The organism is Pseudoalteromonas sp. TB51 (genome assembly GCF_000498055.1).
GTDB lineage: Bacteria > Pseudomonadota > Gammaproteobacteria > Enterobacterales > Alteromonadaceae > Pseudoalteromonas > Pseudoalteromonas atlantica.
On record NZ_AUTO01000099.1, the window covers coordinates 1 to 17299 of the forward strand.

Genomic DNA, 17299 nt, shown 5'->3' on the forward strand with positions numbered 1-17299 from the left:
CAGCCGCAATACGTAATTGATGCGTTTGCTTAAATTGCCTAAGCGCTTCCATTTGTAGCTCTAGGTCGTCGTGTTCTATACGCAAAAAATATTGTCGTATTTCATCTTTATAGGCGCTCAACGGCGTAGGTTTGTAAAGCGCAGCAGGGTCTATTAGTTCATCAAGCAAAATAGGATAACGGGAAATATGCTCCCCTATCCATTTACTATGGCAACATAATAAAACAAGCTGCTTTAGCGCACCTTGGTTTTCGTACAGTAGTTCAAGGTAAGCAGTACGCGATACAATTTTATTTAAAATTTGACATACCAAGGTAAATGTTTCACCGCTGGCATTAAAGTCACTGAGCTGTTTGAGCAATAAAGGCATTAGTTTGTCGAGAATATCTCGCCCACGATTACCTATATTCACCTTACTCAAACGTTGTTTAAAATCATGAAGTGGCACTTGCCATTGCTCTTTTATATCGTTTAAAAAGCTAACATCACCATGATCCCAAGCACTTATAAACGCACCTTCGCAGGTATCAAGGGGAACGGTTTCCTCCCCTATCACCAATAAAAATTCATCGTGAATTTTAGCCATGACCTGCTCAATATCGCTCATGGTATGGTTAAAACTTTCAGACTCGAGTAAGTAATTTAAGCGCTCTTGATTAAGCTCATCATCGGGCAGGGTTTGTGTTTGTTGATCGTCAAACATTTGCAAGTATTGCTCTACTTTACGTAAGTGTAAGTAGTTGCGCTTTAGCTCATTCGCTTCTTGCTCATCCATCGCTTGGTTTAACGTTAACTGCTCTAAGGCGTACAGTAATGATTGGGTTTGTAAGTTAGCTTCTCGCCCACCACGGACCATTTGCAAAGCTTGTACAATAAATTCAACCTCGCGAATGCCACCAGCACCTAGTTTTATATTGTTGGTCAGGCGTTTTCGGCGAACCTCTTGGGCTATCATAAGCTTCATTTTTCTGAGCGATTCGATCACCGAAAAATCAATATATCGACGATAAACAAAGGGCTTTAAAAGTTGAATAAATTCATCCCAATATTGATTGGGTGTGCCAATTAGCCGCCCTTTTAGCATGGCGTAACGTTCCCAATCGCGCCCTTGCTCTTGGTAGTAATCTTCTATGGCGTGAAAGCTCATCACTAAAGGCCCACTTTCACCAAATGGGCGCAAGCGCATATCAACCCTAAATACTTGGCCATCACCGGTTACTTGATTAAGTGCATTAATCAGTTTTTGCGCTACTTTGGTGTAAAACACTTGGGCTTCAATACGTTTACGCCCACCTTGGGTCGGTACATTGCGCGGATAAGCAAAAATCAAATCTATATCTGATGAATAATTAAGCTCGTGGCCGCCCAATTTACCCATGCCTAAAACCATTAAAGGCAAAGAGTTACCTTGCTCATCTAATGGCTCCCCTGCTGTTTTTGCCGTTTGCGCATGAGCCCATCTATTTGCGCTATTAATTAGCATATCAGCTAATAGGCTTATGTATTTTATGCTGTCACTGATTGGGTTATCGCAACACAAATCGAGGTACGCTACTTTTAACCAGTATTTTTCTCGGTACTGTCTTAAAATCTTATTGCACTGGTTTTCATCTACCTGCTGCAAGTCAAGGCCGTCGAATGGCGCGGGCACGTCTCGGCTAAATTGCTCATCGGGGTTTATTAACCAGTCTTTTAATTGAGGTTGCGACTCTAAACTACGAAAAGCAAAGTCGCTCAAAGCACATAATTTTACAACTTCTTCTTGTATAGGTTGCTGCGGATACAGCTGTGCAAAGCGTGTTGAGCCAAGTTTTTGTAATTGAATAGGAAGTTGCATTTTGTTACTCATCAATCCTCTCTTTTATATATGCGCTAACCATACTAGAATAACTAAAACCAAGAAAGGTTATCTCTACTTAGGATCAGCATGTCATATTTATCATTATCTAACACTAGTTTAGTTGCGATTGCCATTAGTTTTGCGGTTATATGCATTACTATTTTTAGTCTTAGAATTGTCGCTCAAATAAAAGCAAAACAGGCACTTAAAGATGAACTAGCGCAGCATGATAATTTTGCAATGGGGATTAGTTTCGCCTCAGAAATTACCGTGGTTATTGCCACTATGGCGTTTTTATTTGATGAAATAAGTATGAGTACGGCACAACATAATCCATTAAAAGTGGTTATTTTAATTGTTCTATTATTTACATTTATAAAAGCCGGACATTTAATTCATAGAAAATGGATATTACACAGATTTAATGAAGAAGCTGCTATATTAAAGCAAAATGTATGCGCTGCATTGGTTGATTCTGGTATGTTATTAGCCAACTGTATTATTGCACTTGGCTTGTATACCTGGACTCACGCACAAGGGTTTAGTAACTTACTTATTGCTTTTGTTAGCTTTTTTACGCTACAAGGGATGTTTGCGCTAGATAGCAAAATACGTGAATACCGCTTCGCTAAAGCAAACCAAGGTGCCTCACTGCAAAGTAACTTTAACCTTGAAAACACCTCTATTGGCATTAGATACGCAGGAAAATCAATAGGTTTAGCCCTAGCCGTGTATGCAGGATTATCTAGTGCGGCCTTTCAAAATGGAAAAATGGTCGAAAATATATTTACACTGGTAATGCATTGCGGTGTAATGTGGGTGTTATTATATTGTTTAAGTTTTGTAATAAAAGCAATTTCATTACCCAATATTGATGCCGCTTTAGAGGTCGACCATCAGGACAATATAGGCATAGCATGCATTGAGTTTGCTGTTTTTTGTGCTATAGGCTATTTACTTATTAGCATGTTTTCACTTTAACGCCACGCTATTAAATAAGTCGCCAAGCGCCCCGTGTTTAGTTAACTGGCATAACACATTTGCATAAAGCAACGGGGCCCTATGTCATTTGAAGTAACTAACTATTTGTTAATTGATATAGATAACGAATTTAGTCGTACATTTGCCGAGTATTATTTTAAGCACGCGGCACCCAATACACCCAGCACCTTAATAGTTGCAGGCAGTAACACCCGTAAGCTGGTAAAAATGATGTTTGACGAACTCATTAAAGACTATTGCTATTGCGACCTAGAAAACGAAATTAGCGTATCTGAACTGGCCACTTACCTGCACGAGCACCACGATATTCAGGGCGTGTTATTTAATAACACCGACTATCTACTTGCCGACGACAAACAACGTTTTATATATAACTCCCTGCATGAAAAACGCTACGTAGTTAGCTTTGACGACAACGGCTATACATTTAATCGTATTACTGACGAAGGCTTTAAAAATCACTTATCGTGCGATACCGATATTGCCGAAACACCTAAAGATTTAATCGCACTTGCCAAGGCACTTAAACAAAAATAAATAATTGCGTACAACGCCCCGCTTACTTACCATAGCGCTATACACCTTTACGCTATAAAATAAGTGACCCCCATGCGAGTACCTCATATTTATCAGGCATCGAGTATTGCCTTAAACACCCCGGTTTCTTTAAACGACGATGCAGCGGGCCATATTGGCCGCGTATTGCGCATGAAAGTAGGCGAACATGTGTCTATTTTTAATGGCGAAGGCGGTGAATACTTCAGTGAAATTATTGAGGTAACTAAAAAATCAGTTGTTGTTATGCCACAACGTTTTGATGAGCATGATGTCGAGTCGCCGCTTAAAATTCATTTAGGGCAATGCGTATCACGTGGCGACAAAATGGACTTTACCATCCAAAAATCTGTTGAACTTGGCATTAGCGAAATCACGCCTATTTTTAGTCAGCGCTGTGGCGTTAAACTCAGTGGCGACCGGTTAGAAAAAAAACACCAACAATGGCAAAAAATTGCAATTTCAGCCGCCGAACAATCAGGGCGTAACTTTGTGCCAGTTGTTCACACACCGGTTGATTTAAAGCAATGGCTTGAACAACAAACAGACGCCATTAAGCTCACTTTGCACCCTCGTGCCGAGCACAGCATTAAAACAATAACCGTTCCAAGCGCCGGTGTACGCTTTTTAGTAGGCCCTGAAGGCGGCTTTACCGATGAAGAAATGCTGCAAACTAAAGATCAGCACTTTGTTGATATTCGCTTAGGGCCGCGTGTTTTACGAACAGAAACGGCCGCTTTAACGGTCTTAAGTGCATTACAATTACAATTTGGCGATTTAGCTAATTGAAATAGCTCAATGGCACCCTCATATTAAAACTATTAGCACTCTAGTAGTCATTATAATTAGATTAAGGCACAGCGCATGGCGATAAAGTTAGGTATTATTTCTGATCCTATTAGTGGATTTAACATCAAAAAAGACACCGGTTTTGCAATGATGATGCAAGCGCAAAAACGAGGCTACGAAATTTACTACATGGAGATGGATGACTTATCGCTTCGCCAAGGTAAATCGTATGCAACCGCAGCAAAAGCGCAGGTATTTAACAACACCGAAAAGTGGTACGAACTTGAAGAAAAGACCACAATCGCGCTTGCCGACCTAGACGTTATTTTAATGCGAAAAGATCCACCGTTCGATACGGAGTACATCTACGCAACTTATATCTTAGAGCGTGCAGAGCAAGAAGGTACGTTAATTATTAATAAACCACAAAGCCTGCGCGATGCTAACGAAAAGCTATTTACAGCATGGTTTAGCGAGCATACGCCAGATACGCTAGTAACACGCAGCCAAGCTCAAATACGTGCGTTTTTAGCTGAGCATAAAGACATTATTTTAAAACCACTCGATGGCATGGGCGGCGCATCTATTTTTCGTATTAAAGAAGATGATGCAAACATTGGCGTTATTTGCGAAACCTTAACTGAGCATGGTAGTCGCTTTGCCATGGTGCAAAATTACATTCCAGAGATCAAACAAGGTGATAAACGCGTATTGGTTGTTGATGGTGAAGTTATTCCGTATTGTTTAGCGCGTATTCCACAAAATGGTGAAACCCGCGGTAACTTAGCTGCAGGTGGCCGTGGTGAAGCCCGCCCACTTAGCGAGTCAGACCTTAAAATAGCTCAAGCAGTTGCCCCTACGCTTAAAGAAAAAGGGTTAGTGTTTGTAGGGTTAGATATTATTGGCGACAAGCTCACCGAAATTAACGTAACAGCACCAACCTGCGTACGTGAAATTGAAGCCGCTTACGATATATCTATTACCGGTATTTTGTTTGACGCAATTGAGCGTAAGCTCGCTAAATAAACACCATTTAAAAGTCCATTAATTTAAGTATTTCATACAATTAATGGACTTTTTATACGCTACGTATATATCTATGCCATACTCAAAGTTCAATAAGTATTCATAAACTAAAAGGGTGAAATCTATGCAATCATTAGAAAATCATTTTTTAATCGCTATGCCGTCGATGCAAGACCCTTTTTTTAAACGTGCCGTTACCTATATTTGTGAGCACAATGAAGATGGGGCTATGGGATTGGTGATCAACCAGCCTATTGATGTGACCGTTGGTGAGCTTTTAGATAAAATAGAAATAGACAACGACAAAACCCAACAAGCCGCGCAAGTCTCTGTGTTTGCAGGTGGTCCGGTTAAAACCGACCGAGGTTTTGTACTTCATTCACCTCAGCCAGGTTACTCTGCAAGCCAAAAGCTTAGCAGTGATATAATGATCACCACATCAAAAGACGTACTTGCCAACCTAACCACCGCCCATGCACCTGAGCAATTTATTATTACGCTTGGTTATTCGGGCTGGGAGCAAGGACAACTTGAGAAAGAGCTTTTAGATAACAGTTGGTTGATCATTAAAGCCGATCCGAAGATCATTTTTGATACGCCGGTAGAAAAACGCTGGGAAAAAGCAGTTTCGATGCTGGGCTTTGATGTTAGCCAACTTTGCAGCGAAGCTGGACATGCTTAAAGAACGATAATGACGAAAAAAAACCTTAAGCCGCAAGGCCAGCGCACCGTAATGGGCTTTGACTTTGGCACCAAAAGCATTGGTATTGCCATAGGACAAGAGCTTACAGGCAGTGCGTCTAGCCTAAAAGCGGTAAAAGCCCAAGATGGTATTCCTAATTGGGATCATATTGCGGTTCAAGTTAAAGAGTGGCAACCCGACTTAATGGTCGTCGGGTTACCCCTTAATATGGATGGTACTTCGCAAGAGGTAACCTTTAAGGCTAAAAAGTTTGCTAACCGCTTGCACAATCATTACGGCATACCGGTGCAAACACAAGATGAGCGACTCACAACCGCCGATGCTAAAGCGCGTTTATTTGAACACGGTGGCTATAGAAATTTAGGGAAAGGAAATGTCGATAATATGTCGGCAGTGATTATTTTAGAGAGTTTTTTTGAAGCCAGTTATGGTGAATAAGTAATGCCGACTCCTTTAATTACGTAATCTATTTTAAAGGTCGAAAAACACCGCAGTGGTATAAAACGTTATAAGTAATTTTATCCATAAAAAAAGCGCCCAGCGGCGCTTTTTTTATGGATAAAATACAGTGTTAATTACTGTTTTTATCATCTAATCCATCTATGGTTACACCTTGTAAAAATCCTGCACCTTGTTGCTCGTTATTGCGCAGCTTAATCATTAAGCGTAAATCGTTTGGCGAATCAGCATGATGCAGTGCATCGGCATAATTAATACGTTGCTGTTTGTATAGCTCAAATAAGGCTTGGTCAAAGGTTTGCATACCCATTTCTTTAGATTTAGACATGGCCTCTTTTATGCCACCAATGTCCCCATTTTTAATTAGCTCTGCCACCATGGGTGAGTTTAATAATATTTCGATCGCGGCTACACGCCCTTCCCCATCAGAAGTGGGAATAAGTTGCTGGGCAACAATGGCGCGTAAATTTAGCGCTAAGTCGTACTTAAGCTTGTCGTGTTTTTCTTTAGGCACTAAGTGCATAATACGGTCAATGGCTTGGTTAGCATTATTAGCATGCAATGTAGCCACACATAAGTGACCCGTTTCGGCAAAGCTCAGTGCGTATTCCATGGTTTCTTGCGAGCGTATTTCACCAATTAAAATAACATCGGGAGCTTGGCGTAAAGAGCTTTTAAGTGCCGACTCAAAGCTGTCGGTATCAAGCCCTACTTCGCGCTGAGTAATAATACTTTTACGGTGCTCGTGCACAAACTCAATCGGATCTTCAATGGTGAGTATATGGCCACGCTGATGACGATTTCTGTAGCCAATTAAGGCAGCCAGTGAAGTTGATTTACCCGTGCCAGTACCACCAACAAACAGCACTAACCCGCGTTTTGACATAATTACATCGGTAAGTGTAGAGGGTAGTCCTAAATCACTTATATCTGGTATTTGCGTTACAATGCGGCGAATAACCATACCCGCTCTATCGCGCTGCCAAAAAGCCGATATACGAAAACGCCCTTCGTCTGTGGCTATCGCAAAGTTACACTCTTTAGTGGTATGAAACTCGTTTTTTTGTTTATCGCTCATCGCTGACTCTACAAGCGCAAGCGATTGCTCATCACTTAACTTATCGTCACTAAGAGCGATAAGCTCACCATTAATTTTTGCACTGACTGGTAATTGGCTAGAGACAAATAAATCCGAGCCTTTTTTATCAATCATTATGTGTAAAAAGTGATTTAAAGATAAATTCATAATATGTCCTTAGCCACCAAACTGGGTTTTATCTTGGGCTTTTTCTTTTGCGGCTGCGGTTGTCACAATGCCGTGATTAACTAAATTATTTAAACATTGATCCATGGTTTGCATACCGTGTGATGCACCCGTTTGAATAGACGAATACATTTGTGCAATTTTATCTTCACGAATTAAGTTACGAATCGCCGGTACACCAATCATAATTTCGTGCGCGGCCACGCGTCCACCGCCAATTTTTTTAAGTAGTGTTTGCGAAATAACGGCGCGCAGTGACTCAGAAAGCATTGAGCGCACCATATCTTTTTCTTCACCTGGGAATACATCAATAATACGGTCAATCGTTTTTGGTGCCGAGGTGGTATGTAGCGTACCAAACACTAAGTGGCCGGTTTCTGCGGCGGTCATCGCAAGGCGAATGGTTTCTAAGTCACGTAGCTCACCAACTAGGATTACATCCGGGTCTTCACGCAGCGCGCTGCGCAGTGCATTAGAGAAGCTGTGCGTATCTCGGTGCACTTCACGTTGGTTAATAAGACTGAGTTTATTATCGTGTACAAATTCGATAGGATCTTCAATGGTGAGGATATGGTGATGTTTTGTTTGATTTATATAATCGACCATAGCCGCAAGCGTTGTTGATTTACCCGAACCTGTTGGGCCGGTAACCAATACTAAACCACGCGGGTTATCTGATATTGTTTTAAAAATATCTGGCGCACCTAAATCTTCAAGCGTCAGTACATCGCTAGGGATGGTACGAAACACCGCTGCAGGGCCGCGGTTTGAGTTAAATGCGTTAACACGAAATCGTGCAAGGTTAGGCACTTCAAACGAAAAATCCACTTCTAGATTTTGTTCGTAGTCCTTGCGCTGATTATCGTTCATAATGTCGTAAACAAGACTGTTTACATCTTTGTCTGCAAGTGCAGGTATATTAATGCGGCGAACATCACCATCTACGCGTATCATAGGTGAAACACCTGACGATAAGTGTAAATCAGATGCTTTGTGTTGCACACTAAACGCTAATAATTCGGTAATATCCATTTATGACTCCACAACTAACTGATAAATATATGGTTACAATAGCAGAACGACTCACATCCGCCTACGCTAGAATTGCCAGCGCGGCTAAAAATGCTAAACGTAGTAGCGATGCTATTACGCTGCTAGCAGTATCAAAAACAAAACCAAGCGACGATATTATTGCTGCCTACGAGTATGGCCAGCGCCAATTTGGTGAGTCTTATGTTCAAGAGGCTGTAGATAAAATAGCTCAACTACACGCATTTAGCGACATCATTTGGCATTTCATTGGCCCTATTCAATCAAATAAAAGCGCCCTTGTTGCTGCACATTTTAATTGGGTACAAAGCGTAGATAGAATAAAAATAGCTAAGCGTTTAAACAGTCAACGTCCAGAAAACCTAGCCCCTTTAAATGTGCTTATTCAAGTAAATATAAGCGCCGAGGAGGCAAAGTCAGGCTGCAGCGTAGAGCAAATACCCGAACTAGCTGAGTTTATTGACCAATGTGAGCAACTCACTTTGCGTGGTTTAATGGCTATTCCGGCTAAAAGCGACGATCCGAGTGAGCAAAGTCAATCTTTTGAGCAATTACAAACTTGCTTTGATAAACTAAAGGCCCAATATCCTCATATAGATACGTTGTCGATGGGGATGAGCAATGATGTTGAAGCCGCCATTAGCGCAGGTTCAACCATGGTGAGGATCGGCACAGATATTTTTGGAACTCGAACTTAAAAGGTGATAACAGACATATGTCAGATAAAACAATCGCATTTATAGGCACAGGTAACATGAGCTACGCCATTATTGGTGGCATGGTAAAAAACGGTTTTAATGCAAACAACATCATTGCAACAAACCGCAACCAAGAAAAGCTTGCCAAGGTAGCAGACGATTTCAAGGTGAAAACCACCAGCGACAATAACGAAGCCTTACGCGATGCTGATGTCATTGTATTGTCTGTTAAACCACAAATGATGGGCGATTTATGTAAATCGTTTCAAGAATCGGGTATCGACTTTAGTGATAAACTGTTTATTTCGGTAGCGGCTGGCTTAACCGTTAAGCGTTTACGCGAAATGCTTGGCCAAAACGTTAAAATGGTTCGTTGTATGCCAAACACGCCATCGCTACTAGGGCGTGGTGTATCGGGTTTATTTGGCGCAGATGAAACAGCCGAAGAGCACGACTTTGTACAACAAGTATTTGAGTGCACAGGTATTGTTGTGTGGGTAGAGCAAGAGTCGCAAATTAACGATGTCATTGCTGTGACAGGTTCATCGCCCGCTTACTTTTTCTTATTTATGGAAGCCATTGAAGAAAAAGCGAAAGCACTTGGCTTTAACGATGAAGATGCGCGCCGCTTAGTGCAGCAAACTGCGCTAGGTGCAGCCGAAATGGCATTGAGCCAACCAGAGATAAGCATTTCGCAATTACGCGCTAATGTAACCTCTAAAGGCGGCACCACCCATGCTGCGGTTGAGCATTTAAAAGGCGAAGGCCTAGTGCAAACAGTTAGCGATGCAATGGATGCGTGTATTGCGCGTGCAATGCAAATGGAAAAAGAACTTTAAAATTACTTTTTATTGAAGGTTACACTATGAATGCCATGCAATTTTTGATCAGTACCCTGTTTGATTTGTTTTTAATGGTGGTACTACTGCGTTTTTGGCTACAGTGGGCAAAAGCCGACTTTTACAACCCAATGAGCCAATTTGTGGTTAAAGCAACCTCGTTTGCAGTTAACCCGTTACGTAAAATTATACCTGGACTAGGTGGGCTTGATTTAGCCTCTCTATTGCTGGCATTTATTGTAGCCGTTGCCAAAATTAGTACTTTAATGCTGGTGATATACGGCGCATGGGCTGCGCAACCTGTGTTTATACAAGCAATTATTACCGTACTTAAAGAAGGCTTAAACCTTGTATTTTGGGTATTGATTATTCGCGCTATTTTAAGCTGGGTAAGTCAAGGTTATAACCCAATAGAAGCGGTTTTCCATCAGCTTACTGAGCCAATGCTCAAGCCACTTCGTAAAATTATTCCACCAATGGGTGGCTTAGATTTATCGGTGCTTGTACTAATTATTGGTATTCAGTTTTTACAAATGCTGCTAATGGACTTTTTAGCCTAAATTTTTTGTTATAAGCAAAAGAGGCCCTTTGGCCTCTTTTTTATATAGGACATCATAATGAACCGTTTAATTAAGTTTTGCTTTATTAGTTTTTTAGCCTTTGCTTTTAATGCCCACAGTGAAGACATGCAAGGCGCACAGTACAAAGATCTGGGCCCTTGGCAAGTGCATTACATTGCTTTTCCATCTACCTTTATTCAGCCGCAAATAGCTAAAACATATGGCCTTGAGCGTAGTGGTTATAAAGGCATTGTTAATATTTCAGTTCTGAAAAACAATAGCGATAAAACCGCGCAAACCGCTCAGCTCAGCGGCACCGCAAAAAACCTACTCGGCAATAAGCAAGCCCTTACTTTTAAAGAAGTAAAAGAAGGTGAATCAATTTATTACCTTGCGCAAGTAGACTACACCAACGAAGAGATTTTACGTTTTGAGATAAACATCCAGCAAGGTAGTCAGTCTCAAAAACTCACGTTTCAGCAAAAATTTTACGTAGATTAAAAACATGACCAAAACATTAGTGCTTGCCACAGGCAACCCTGGCAAAGTTAACGAGCTGGCCAATATGCTTAGCCCGCTTAATATAAATGTGCTTCCGCAAAGCGATTTTAACGTAGGCGAAGTAGCCGAAACCGGCACCACCTTTGTAGAGAACGCGATAATTAAAGNCCGGCATGCCAGCCATTGCAGATGACTCAGGCTTAGAGGTAGATGGCTTAAATGGTGCGCCGGGTGTTTACTCAGCTCGTTTTGCCGGTGAAAGCGCCAGCGATCAAGACAACATAGATAAACTACTTAACGAATTAGCCGATAACCCAAATCGTAAAGCCCGCTTTTGGTGTGTGCTGGTATTAATGCGCCACGCCGACGACCCTACCCCACTTATTTGCAGCGCAAACTGGGAAGGCGAAATTACACAAACCCAAAATGGCGAAGGCGGCTTTGGTTACGATCCGGTATTTTTTATAGCAGAGCAAAACTGTACCAGCGCCGAGCTCACCAAAGAGCAAAAAAATGCGGTGAGTCATCGCGGCCAAGCACTTAAAAAGTTATTACTAGAGCTTAAAAGCAAAGGCGGCCTGTGAACCTTCCACCACTGAGCTTATATGTGCACGTACCTTGGTGCGTGCAAAAATGCCCCTATTGCGATTTTAATAGCCATGGGCAAAAAGGCGACATTCCTGAAGCTGAATATGTTCAGCATTTAATTGACGACTTAAAAGCCGATTTGCACTTGGTGCAAGGGCGTAAAATTCACAGTATTTTTATTGGCGGCGGTACACCAAGCTTATTAACTGGCGATGCATATACCCGCTTATTAAACGAAGTCGATAACCTAATTGGCCTAAGCGACAACTGCGAAATAACCCTTGAGGCAAACCCTGGTACCGTAGAAACCGGGCGCTTTAAAGAGTACGTTAAAGCGGGTATTAACCGTATTTCTATTGGCGTGCAAAGCATGCAAAACGACAAGTTAAAAGCACTTGGCCGTATTCATGGCGCCGATGAAGCGCACTACGCTGCAGAGCAAGCTAAGCAAGCTGGGTTAAATAGCTTTAACCTTGATTTAATGCATGGCTTACCGGGGCAAAGCCTTGACGATGCACTGAGCGATTTAAAAAAAATAATTGCTTTAAACCCGCCACATATTTCTTGGTATCAGCTCACTATTGAGCCTAATACACAATTTGCATCCAAGCCGCCCACTTTGCCACAAGATGAAACCCTATGGGATATTCAAGAGCAAGGCCAAGCACTACTTGCTCAAGCCGGTTACATACAATACGAAATATCGGGCTATGCCAAGCCAGGCTTTCAATGCCAACATAACTTGAATTATTGGCGTTTTGGCGATTATCTCGGTATTGGCTGTGGCGCTCATGGTAAGGTGACTGATGCAAAAACCAGCATTATTACCCGTACTGAAAAAATTAAGCATCCGCGTGGTTACATGGATATGCTTAAGCCGTACTTGTATAAAAGCTGGCAAGTAGAGCAAGACGATTTAGCCTTTGAATTTTTTATGAATCGCTTTCGCTTAGTCGAGCCTTGCCCTATTGATGATTACAGCGCGCTGACTAATCAGCCATTGCAAAGCCAACAAGCGGCGTTAACTAAAGCAATAAATGCAGGTTTGTTAATACAAGAAAACGGCCACTGGCAAGTTAGCCTTAAAGGGCATCGTTTTTTAAATGACCTGCTAGAATTGTTCGTGTAGTGGTTTTAACCACGCGCGATAAATATAAAATACAAGCAAATAAATATAATACACCCTAATGGGTTTCTAACAACAAAGGGAAAACAATGCGTAAACTTACCTTTATTGCAGCAGCCGTGAGCGTTGCTATTTTAGCCGGCTGCCAGCAGGCACCACAACAAACAACCCCGGCGCCTGCAGTGCAAGCGCAACCTGTGCAAAGCGAAATCGACAAAGCGAATGCGTTTTTTGAAGATACCTTTAACCGCGATGTAATGAGCAGCCCGGTTTATCAAACTTACATGGGTATTAAAAAAGATTACGATAAATGGGATGACGGCAGCGAAGAGCAAAAACTAAAAGACCTTGCGCAAGCAAAAGAAGACTTAGTTACTTTAAATGCTATCAACCGCGACCTGCTTGATGATGCCACTAAAGTAAGTTACGACTTAAAAAAACAAGACCTAGAAAGCTCGATTGCTGATTTTAAATGGCGTTACCATAACTACCCAGTTAACCAAATGTTTGGTACGCACTCTATGGTGCCTGCGTTTTTAATAAACCAACATTCAATTAGTAATGTTAAAGAAGCTAAAGATTATATTGCGCGTTTAAACGGTGTACCTACTGTATTTGATCAGCTAATTACTGATTTAGAAACCCGTGCTGATAAAGGGATTATTGCGCCTAAATTTGTGTTCCCACATGTTATAGATTCGAGCAAAAACATCATTCATGGTGCGCCGTTTGATAAAGGTGAAGACTCAACACTATTAGCCGACTTTAAACGTAAAGTAAGCGCTCTTGAAATTAGCCAAAATGAAAAAGATGCCTTAATTAGCGATGCAACTGATGCATTAAAATCAGCCGTTAAGCCTTCTTACTCTAAGTTAATTAATTACTTAGCACAGTTAGAAAAACGTGCAGATAACCGCGATGGCGCATGGAAACTGCCTGACGGCGAAGCGTTTTACAATAACGCACTTAAGCGCACCACAACAACTGACTTAACCGCTAAAGAAATTCATGCCATTGGCCTTGCTGAAGTAAAACGTATTCATGATGAAATGCGTGAAATTAAAGACAAAGTAGGCTTTAAAGGCGATTTAAAAGCGTTTATGCAGTTCATGAAAACGGATAAACAATTTTATTATGCCAATGACGAGCAAGGTAAACAGCGTTATTTAGATGAAGCCACTGGCCTAATCAACACCATGAAAACTCGCCTAGATGAGTTATTTATTGTTAAGCCAAAGGCTGATCTTAAAGTTAAAGCCGTTGAAGCATTCCGCGAAAAAGCAGCGGGTAAAGCATTTTACCAACAACCTGCGCCAGATGGCTCACGCCCTGGTATTTACTACGCAAACCTTTACGACATGGAAGCAATGCCAACGTACCAAATGGAAGCATTAGCGTACCATGAGGGTATTCCGGGTCATCACATGCAAATTGCTATCTCACAAGAGCTTGAAGGTGTACCTAAGTTTCGTAAGTTTGGTGGCTACACCGCTTACATTGAAGGTTGGGGATTATACTCAGAGTACATTCCTAAAGAAATGGGCCTTTACTCAGACCCATACTCAGACTTTGGTCGCCTTTCTATGGAATTATGGCGTGCGTGTCGTTTAGTCGTTGATACCGGTATTCATGCAATGAAATGGACTCGCCAAGAAGGTATTGATTACTACGTAAATAATACGCCTAACGCCACATCTGACGGTGTTAAAATGGTTGAGCGTCACATTGTAATGCCATCGCAAGCGACAGCTTATAAAGTGGGTATGCTTAAAATTTTAGAGCTGCGTGAAGAGGCTAAAAAGCAACTAGGCGATAAGTTCGATATTCGTCAGTTCCACGACGTTATACTTAAAAATGGCCCTGTACCACTTAACGTACTAGAGAACTTTGTAAACGAGTGGGTAGCAAGTAAAAAAGCTTAATACTTGGTTATAAATAGAAAAAGGTCGCTGATGCGGCCTTTTTTGTTTTATAGTAATAAAAACGCTCAGAGGTAGGGTTAAGAATGGATTTAAGCATACAATTACTTAATGCGCGCATTGCTAAGCATCAGCTAGACGAGCTCGATAACGACTTTAAACAGTTAAGCCCTGCTCAGCAAACATTACAGCTAAACCACCTTTACGAAAGTGCTTTGCGGATGAGTATTAAATACGACTTTATGCAAAATGTGGCAACACGTATTTTAACAACCAACACCCCACCAGCACCTTTTATCAACCAATTAACAACGACTGATGCTTTAACGTTTTTTACACCTGCATTAAAAGAAAATAACGGCTTTTTAGCACAAGACGGCCAAGGAAATAATGTACTGCACAATGTATTTAAACACGCCAATGCTCAAAAGCTGGCGTTTAACTATGTGCGCTCATTAATGCTATTTGAATCTAACGATAATTTAGTAAAAGCCCTTGCACAAACAAATGCTCGCGGCCTTACCCCTGTTGCCTGTTATATCGCCTATGCTGATAAACCTAGCACACCAATAAAGCATGAATTTTCAGCATTATTAGCGCTTATGGAAATAGAGCAAAAACAAAATCCAACCGCTAAACAGCAACTGGCAAATATATTAAAAGGCGCTGATATAAACGAAACCAGCATTTTACTTAGCGCTGCTTACCTACAGCGCTCAACCGCGCAAATTGCCCACTTAGTTAGAGCAATTTAGTCACTTAAGTAATATTCAACACTGGTGACCACCCTCACCTTTTTGATATGTGGCGTATTTGAATCGCGATTGCTAATGCTAAATTGCCCTTGGCGAGCGGATTTTATTTTACCCAGCGTTGAGTTCGAATCTTTAGAAAATTTGTTGGCAACTTCACGGGCTTTTTCTGTAGCCTCTTGCACCATTGCAGGCTTTATATCGTTAAGGCCGGTAAATAAATACTCAACTTTGGTTTCGTAACTATTTTGCACAATGGCAATGCCCTGTTTAGCTAATTGACTCACTTTACTCAGCGCATTTTGTACTTTGTCGGGCGCGTTCGAATACACAATAATATTAGCGCGTACCAAGTAACGAAACTTTTGATTATCGTTAGCGTATTCACGGGCTTGCTTATCAATAATCGACTGGCTACCCGTGCTTATTTCGTCATCATCAAAGCCATGTAGCTTTAAAAATGCAATAACAGCATCGTTTTTTTGCTCAACCCGGCTAACCAGTTTTTCTAAGTCGTTGTCTGCATCGCTGTATTGCAGCGGCCAAATTACCGTATCGGCGCTAACTTCACGCTCTGCTAACCCTTTAACCTGCACACTACGTTCCATGCTTTTTACATCTACTGCGGCACTTTTAATAATAAAGCCTAATAAAATTAAGCCTATACTTAGGCAAATTGCGGCTATAACGGTGTAAAAACCGGGTGTTTTATTCACAAAAAACTCCTTGATTGATATCAATAATAAGTATCTATGCGCTCGAAATAACACAGCAAACAGGGTACATTGAGACTATAAAAAACGCAAAATATAATCAGCCAAGGATATGCCATGAGCTTAAAGCGCATCAGCCAGTTTTTTAATCCGGCCTCGGTAGNGTTATTGGCGCCTCGAATACCCCCACACGCGCGGGGTTTGTGGTTATGCGCAATTTATTGCAAGGTGGGTTTAAAGGGCCAATTATGCCCGTAACCCCTACCCATTGTGCGGTACACGGTGTGCTTGCCTACCCTGATATTGCCGCGCTGCCCAAAGTGCCCGACTTAGCCGTTATTTGTACAAATAAAAATACCTTACTGAGCATTATCGAGCAGCTAGGTGAGCTTGGCTGTAAAAGTGCAATTGTGATTGCTGATGGGCTCTCATTGAGCCAAAAAACAGCCTTAAAGCGCGCTGCAAATGCCCATCACGTTACTTTGCTTGGGCCTAATTGTTTAGGGCTGCTTATTCCGCATATTGGCCTTAATGCCAGCTTTTCTCACACAGTTGCAGCACCAGGGAAACTGGCATTTATATCGCAATCCGCAGCGGTGTGTTCCACTATTTTAGATTGGGCTAAAAATAAAGAAATTGGCTTTTCGTATTTTGTTTCGGTCGGTGATTGCCTAGATATCGATTTTGACGAGCTGCTCGATTTTTTAGGCCGCGATGCTAAAACCAAAGCGATTTTGCTCTACATAGATAATATTGAGGATATTCGCGGGTTTATATCGGCAGCACGGGCAGCGGCCTTTAGTAAGCCAGTTATTGCCATTAAAACGGGAAAAACCGGAGCAGGTGCACTGGCTGCTGAAATTCATACTGGTGGCAAGCAAAGTTCAGATGCAGTGTACGATGCGCTTTTTCAAC

General features: G+C 41.6%; 17 protein-coding genes and 2 pseudogenes. 15 read left to right on the forward strand and 4 right to left on the reverse strand.

Going from position 1 to position 17299, the window contains the following annotated elements; all coding sequences use genetic code 11:
* A partial coding sequence (gene glnE / locus L650_RS0104795) for a bifunctional [glutamate--ammonia ligase]-adenylyl-L-tyrosine phosphorylase/[glutamate--ammonia-ligase] adenylyltransferase (RefSeq protein ID WP_029772384.1) occupies window positions 1-1849 on the reverse strand: 1849 nt, incomplete at its 3' end.
* 78 nt (window positions 1850-1927) lie between these two features.
* Here glnE and L650_RS0104800 point away from each other — a divergent pair.
* From L650_RS0104800 to ruvX, 6 genes are all read left to right on the forward strand, one after another.
* Complete coding sequence (locus L650_RS0104800; protein ID WP_024031545.1) at window positions 1928-2821, forward strand: hypothetical protein; 894 nt, start codon at window positions 1928-1930, stop codon at window positions 2819-2821.
* A gap of 81 nt (window positions 2822-2902) precedes the next feature.
* The gene (locus L650_RS0104810; RefSeq protein ID WP_024031544.1) at window positions 2903-3379 is read left to right on the forward strand and encodes a hypothetical protein; all 477 of its coding nucleotides are present in this window, start codon (window positions 2903-2905) and stop codon (window positions 3377-3379) included.
* Window positions 3380-3451: 72 nt separating this feature from the next.
* Window positions 3452-4186, forward strand: coding sequence for a 16S rRNA (uracil(1498)-N(3))-methyltransferase (rsmE, locus tag L650_RS0104815; protein WP_024031543.1), 735 nt, complete (start codon window positions 3452-3454; stop codon window positions 4184-4186).
* Between the two features lie 75 nt (window positions 4187-4261).
* Entirely contained in the window at window positions 4262-5212 is a 951-nt protein-coding gene (gene gshB, locus L650_RS0104820; protein ID WP_029772385.1) for a glutathione synthase, read from the forward strand.
* A 124-nt stretch (window positions 5213-5336) separates the two neighbouring features.
* Complete coding sequence (locus L650_RS0104825) at window positions 5337-5894, forward strand: YqgE/AlgH family protein (protein ID WP_004586843.1); 558 nt, start codon at window positions 5337-5339, stop codon at window positions 5892-5894.
* Between the two features lie 9 nt (window positions 5895-5903).
* Window positions 5904-6353, forward strand: coding sequence for a Holliday junction resolvase RuvX (gene ruvX / locus L650_RS0104830; protein WP_029772386.1), 450 nt, complete (start codon window positions 5904-5906; stop codon window positions 6351-6353).
* Between the two features lie 133 nt (window positions 6354-6486).
* Here the strand turns inward: ruvX and L650_RS0104835 are convergent, their stop codons facing one another.
* Together L650_RS0104835 and L650_RS0104840 are read right to left on the reverse strand one after the other, a co-directional pair.
* On the reverse strand, window positions 6487-7620 hold the full coding sequence (locus L650_RS0104835; protein ID WP_029772387.1) for a PilT/PilU family type 4a pilus ATPase: 1134 nt from the start codon (window positions 7618-7620) through the stop codon (window positions 6487-6489).
* Between the two features lie 9 nt (window positions 7621-7629).
* Window positions 7630-8670: a type IV pilus twitching motility protein PilT gene (locus L650_RS0104840; RefSeq protein ID WP_004586840.1), complete on the reverse strand. Its 1041-nt coding sequence runs from the start codon at window positions 8668-8670 to the stop codon at window positions 7630-7632.
* Between the two features lie 2 nt (window positions 8671-8672).
* Between L650_RS0104840 and L650_RS0104845 the strand changes: the two genes are divergently transcribed.
* The 8 genes and pseudogenes from L650_RS0104845 (at window position 8673) to L650_RS0104880 (ending at window position 15674) form a co-directional block, all read left to right on the forward strand.
* Window positions 8673-9386 (forward strand): YggS family pyridoxal phosphate-dependent enzyme, encoded by a 714-nt coding sequence (locus tag L650_RS0104845; protein ID WP_029772388.1) that lies wholly within the window; start codon window positions 8673-8675, stop codon window positions 9384-9386.
* Between the two features lie 17 nt (window positions 9387-9403).
* The gene (gene proC, locus L650_RS0104850; RefSeq protein WP_004586838.1) at window positions 9404-10225 is read left to right on the forward strand and encodes a pyrroline-5-carboxylate reductase; all 822 of its coding nucleotides are present in this window, start codon (window positions 9404-9406) and stop codon (window positions 10223-10225) included.
* Window positions 10226-10251: 26 nt separating this feature from the next.
* Complete coding sequence (locus L650_RS0104855; protein WP_029772389.1) at window positions 10252-10785, forward strand: YggT family protein; 534 nt, start codon at window positions 10252-10254, stop codon at window positions 10783-10785.
* Window positions 10786-10842: 57 nt separating this feature from the next.
* Window positions 10843-11286 carry a DUF4426 domain-containing protein gene (locus L650_RS0104860; RefSeq protein WP_029772390.1) on the forward strand — a complete coding sequence of 148 codons (444 nt, stop codon included), beginning with the start codon at window positions 10843-10845 and terminating at the stop codon, window positions 11284-11286.
* 4 nt (window positions 11287-11290) lie between these two features.
* Window positions 11291-11870 (forward strand): annotated as a pseudogene (gene rdgB / locus L650_RS0104865) (RdgB/HAM1 family non-canonical purine NTP pyrophosphatase).
* A complete protein-coding gene (gene hemW / locus L650_RS0104870; RefSeq protein ID WP_029772391.1) occupies window positions 11867-13003 on the forward strand; it encodes a radical SAM family heme chaperone HemW in 1137 nt (378 codons plus the stop codon). Before rdgB ends, hemW begins: the two are co-directional and overlap by 4 nt.
* Before the next feature lie 86 nt (window positions 13004-13089).
* The gene (locus L650_RS0104875) at window positions 13090-14922 is read left to right on the forward strand and encodes a DUF885 domain-containing protein (RefSeq protein ID WP_029772392.1); all 1833 of its coding nucleotides are present in this window, start codon (window positions 13090-13092) and stop codon (window positions 14920-14922) included.
* Between the two features lie 83 nt (window positions 14923-15005).
* Complete coding sequence (locus tag L650_RS0104880) at window positions 15006-15674, forward strand: hypothetical protein (RefSeq protein WP_029772393.1); 669 nt, start codon at window positions 15006-15008, stop codon at window positions 15672-15674.
* On the opposite strand, the gene L650_RS0104885 is transcribed toward L650_RS0104880, so the two are convergent.
* Window positions 15671-16387, reverse strand: coding sequence for an SIMPL domain-containing protein (locus L650_RS0104885; RefSeq protein WP_029772394.1), 717 nt, complete (start codon window positions 16385-16387; stop codon window positions 15671-15673). The two genes, L650_RS0104880 and L650_RS0104885, sit on opposite strands and share 4 nt — an antisense overlap.
* Window positions 16388-16501: 114 nt before the next feature.
* Here L650_RS0104885 and L650_RS0104890 point away from each other — a divergent pair.
* Window positions 16502-17299: pseudogene (locus L650_RS0104890) on the forward strand (CoA-binding protein); the annotation flags it as partial.

Coding starts and splice junctions, on each gene's coding strand:
- L650_RS0104880 (WP_029772393.1), top strand. CDS start 15,006: ATGGATTTAAGCATACAATTACTTAATGCGCGCATTGCTAAGCATCAG.
- L650_RS0104800 (WP_024031545.1), top strand. CDS start 1,928: ATGTCATATTTATCATTATCTAACACTAGTTTAGTTGCGATTGCCATT.
- gshB (WP_029772385.1), top strand. CDS start 4,262: ATGGCGATAAAGTTAGGTATTATTTCTGATCCTATTAGTGGATTTAAC.
- L650_RS0104855 (WP_029772389.1), top strand. CDS start 10,252: ATGAATGCCATGCAATTTTTGATCAGTACCCTGTTTGATTTGTTTTTA.
- L650_RS0104835 (WP_029772387.1), bottom strand. CDS start 7,620: ATGAATTTATCTTTAAATCACTTTTTACACATAATGATTGATAAAAAA.
- L650_RS0104825 (WP_004586843.1), top strand. CDS start 5,337: ATGCAATCATTAGAAAATCATTTTTTAATCGCTATGCCGTCGATGCAA.
- L650_RS0104810 (WP_024031544.1), top strand. CDS start 2,903: ATGTCATTTGAAGTAACTAACTATTTGTTAATTGATATAGATAACGAA.
- L650_RS0104840 (WP_004586840.1), bottom strand. CDS start 8,670: ATGGATATTACCGAATTATTAGCGTTTAGTGTGCAACACAAAGCATCT.
- L650_RS0104875 (WP_029772392.1), top strand. CDS start 13,090: ATGCGTAAACTTACCTTTATTGCAGCAGCCGTGAGCGTTGCTATTTTA.
- L650_RS0104845 (WP_029772388.1), top strand. CDS start 8,673: ATGACTCCACAACTAACTGATAAATATATGGTTACAATAGCAGAACGA.
- ruvX (WP_029772386.1), top strand. CDS start 5,904: ATGACGAAAAAAAACCTTAAGCCGCAAGGCCAGCGCACCGTAATGGGC.
- rsmE (WP_024031543.1), top strand. CDS start 3,452: ATGCGAGTACCTCATATTTATCAGGCATCGAGTATTGCCTTAAACACC.
- proC (WP_004586838.1), top strand. CDS start 9,404: ATGTCAGATAAAACAATCGCATTTATAGGCACAGGTAACATGAGCTAC.
- L650_RS0104860 (WP_029772390.1), top strand. CDS start 10,843: ATGAACCGTTTAATTAAGTTTTGCTTTATTAGTTTTTTAGCCTTTGCT.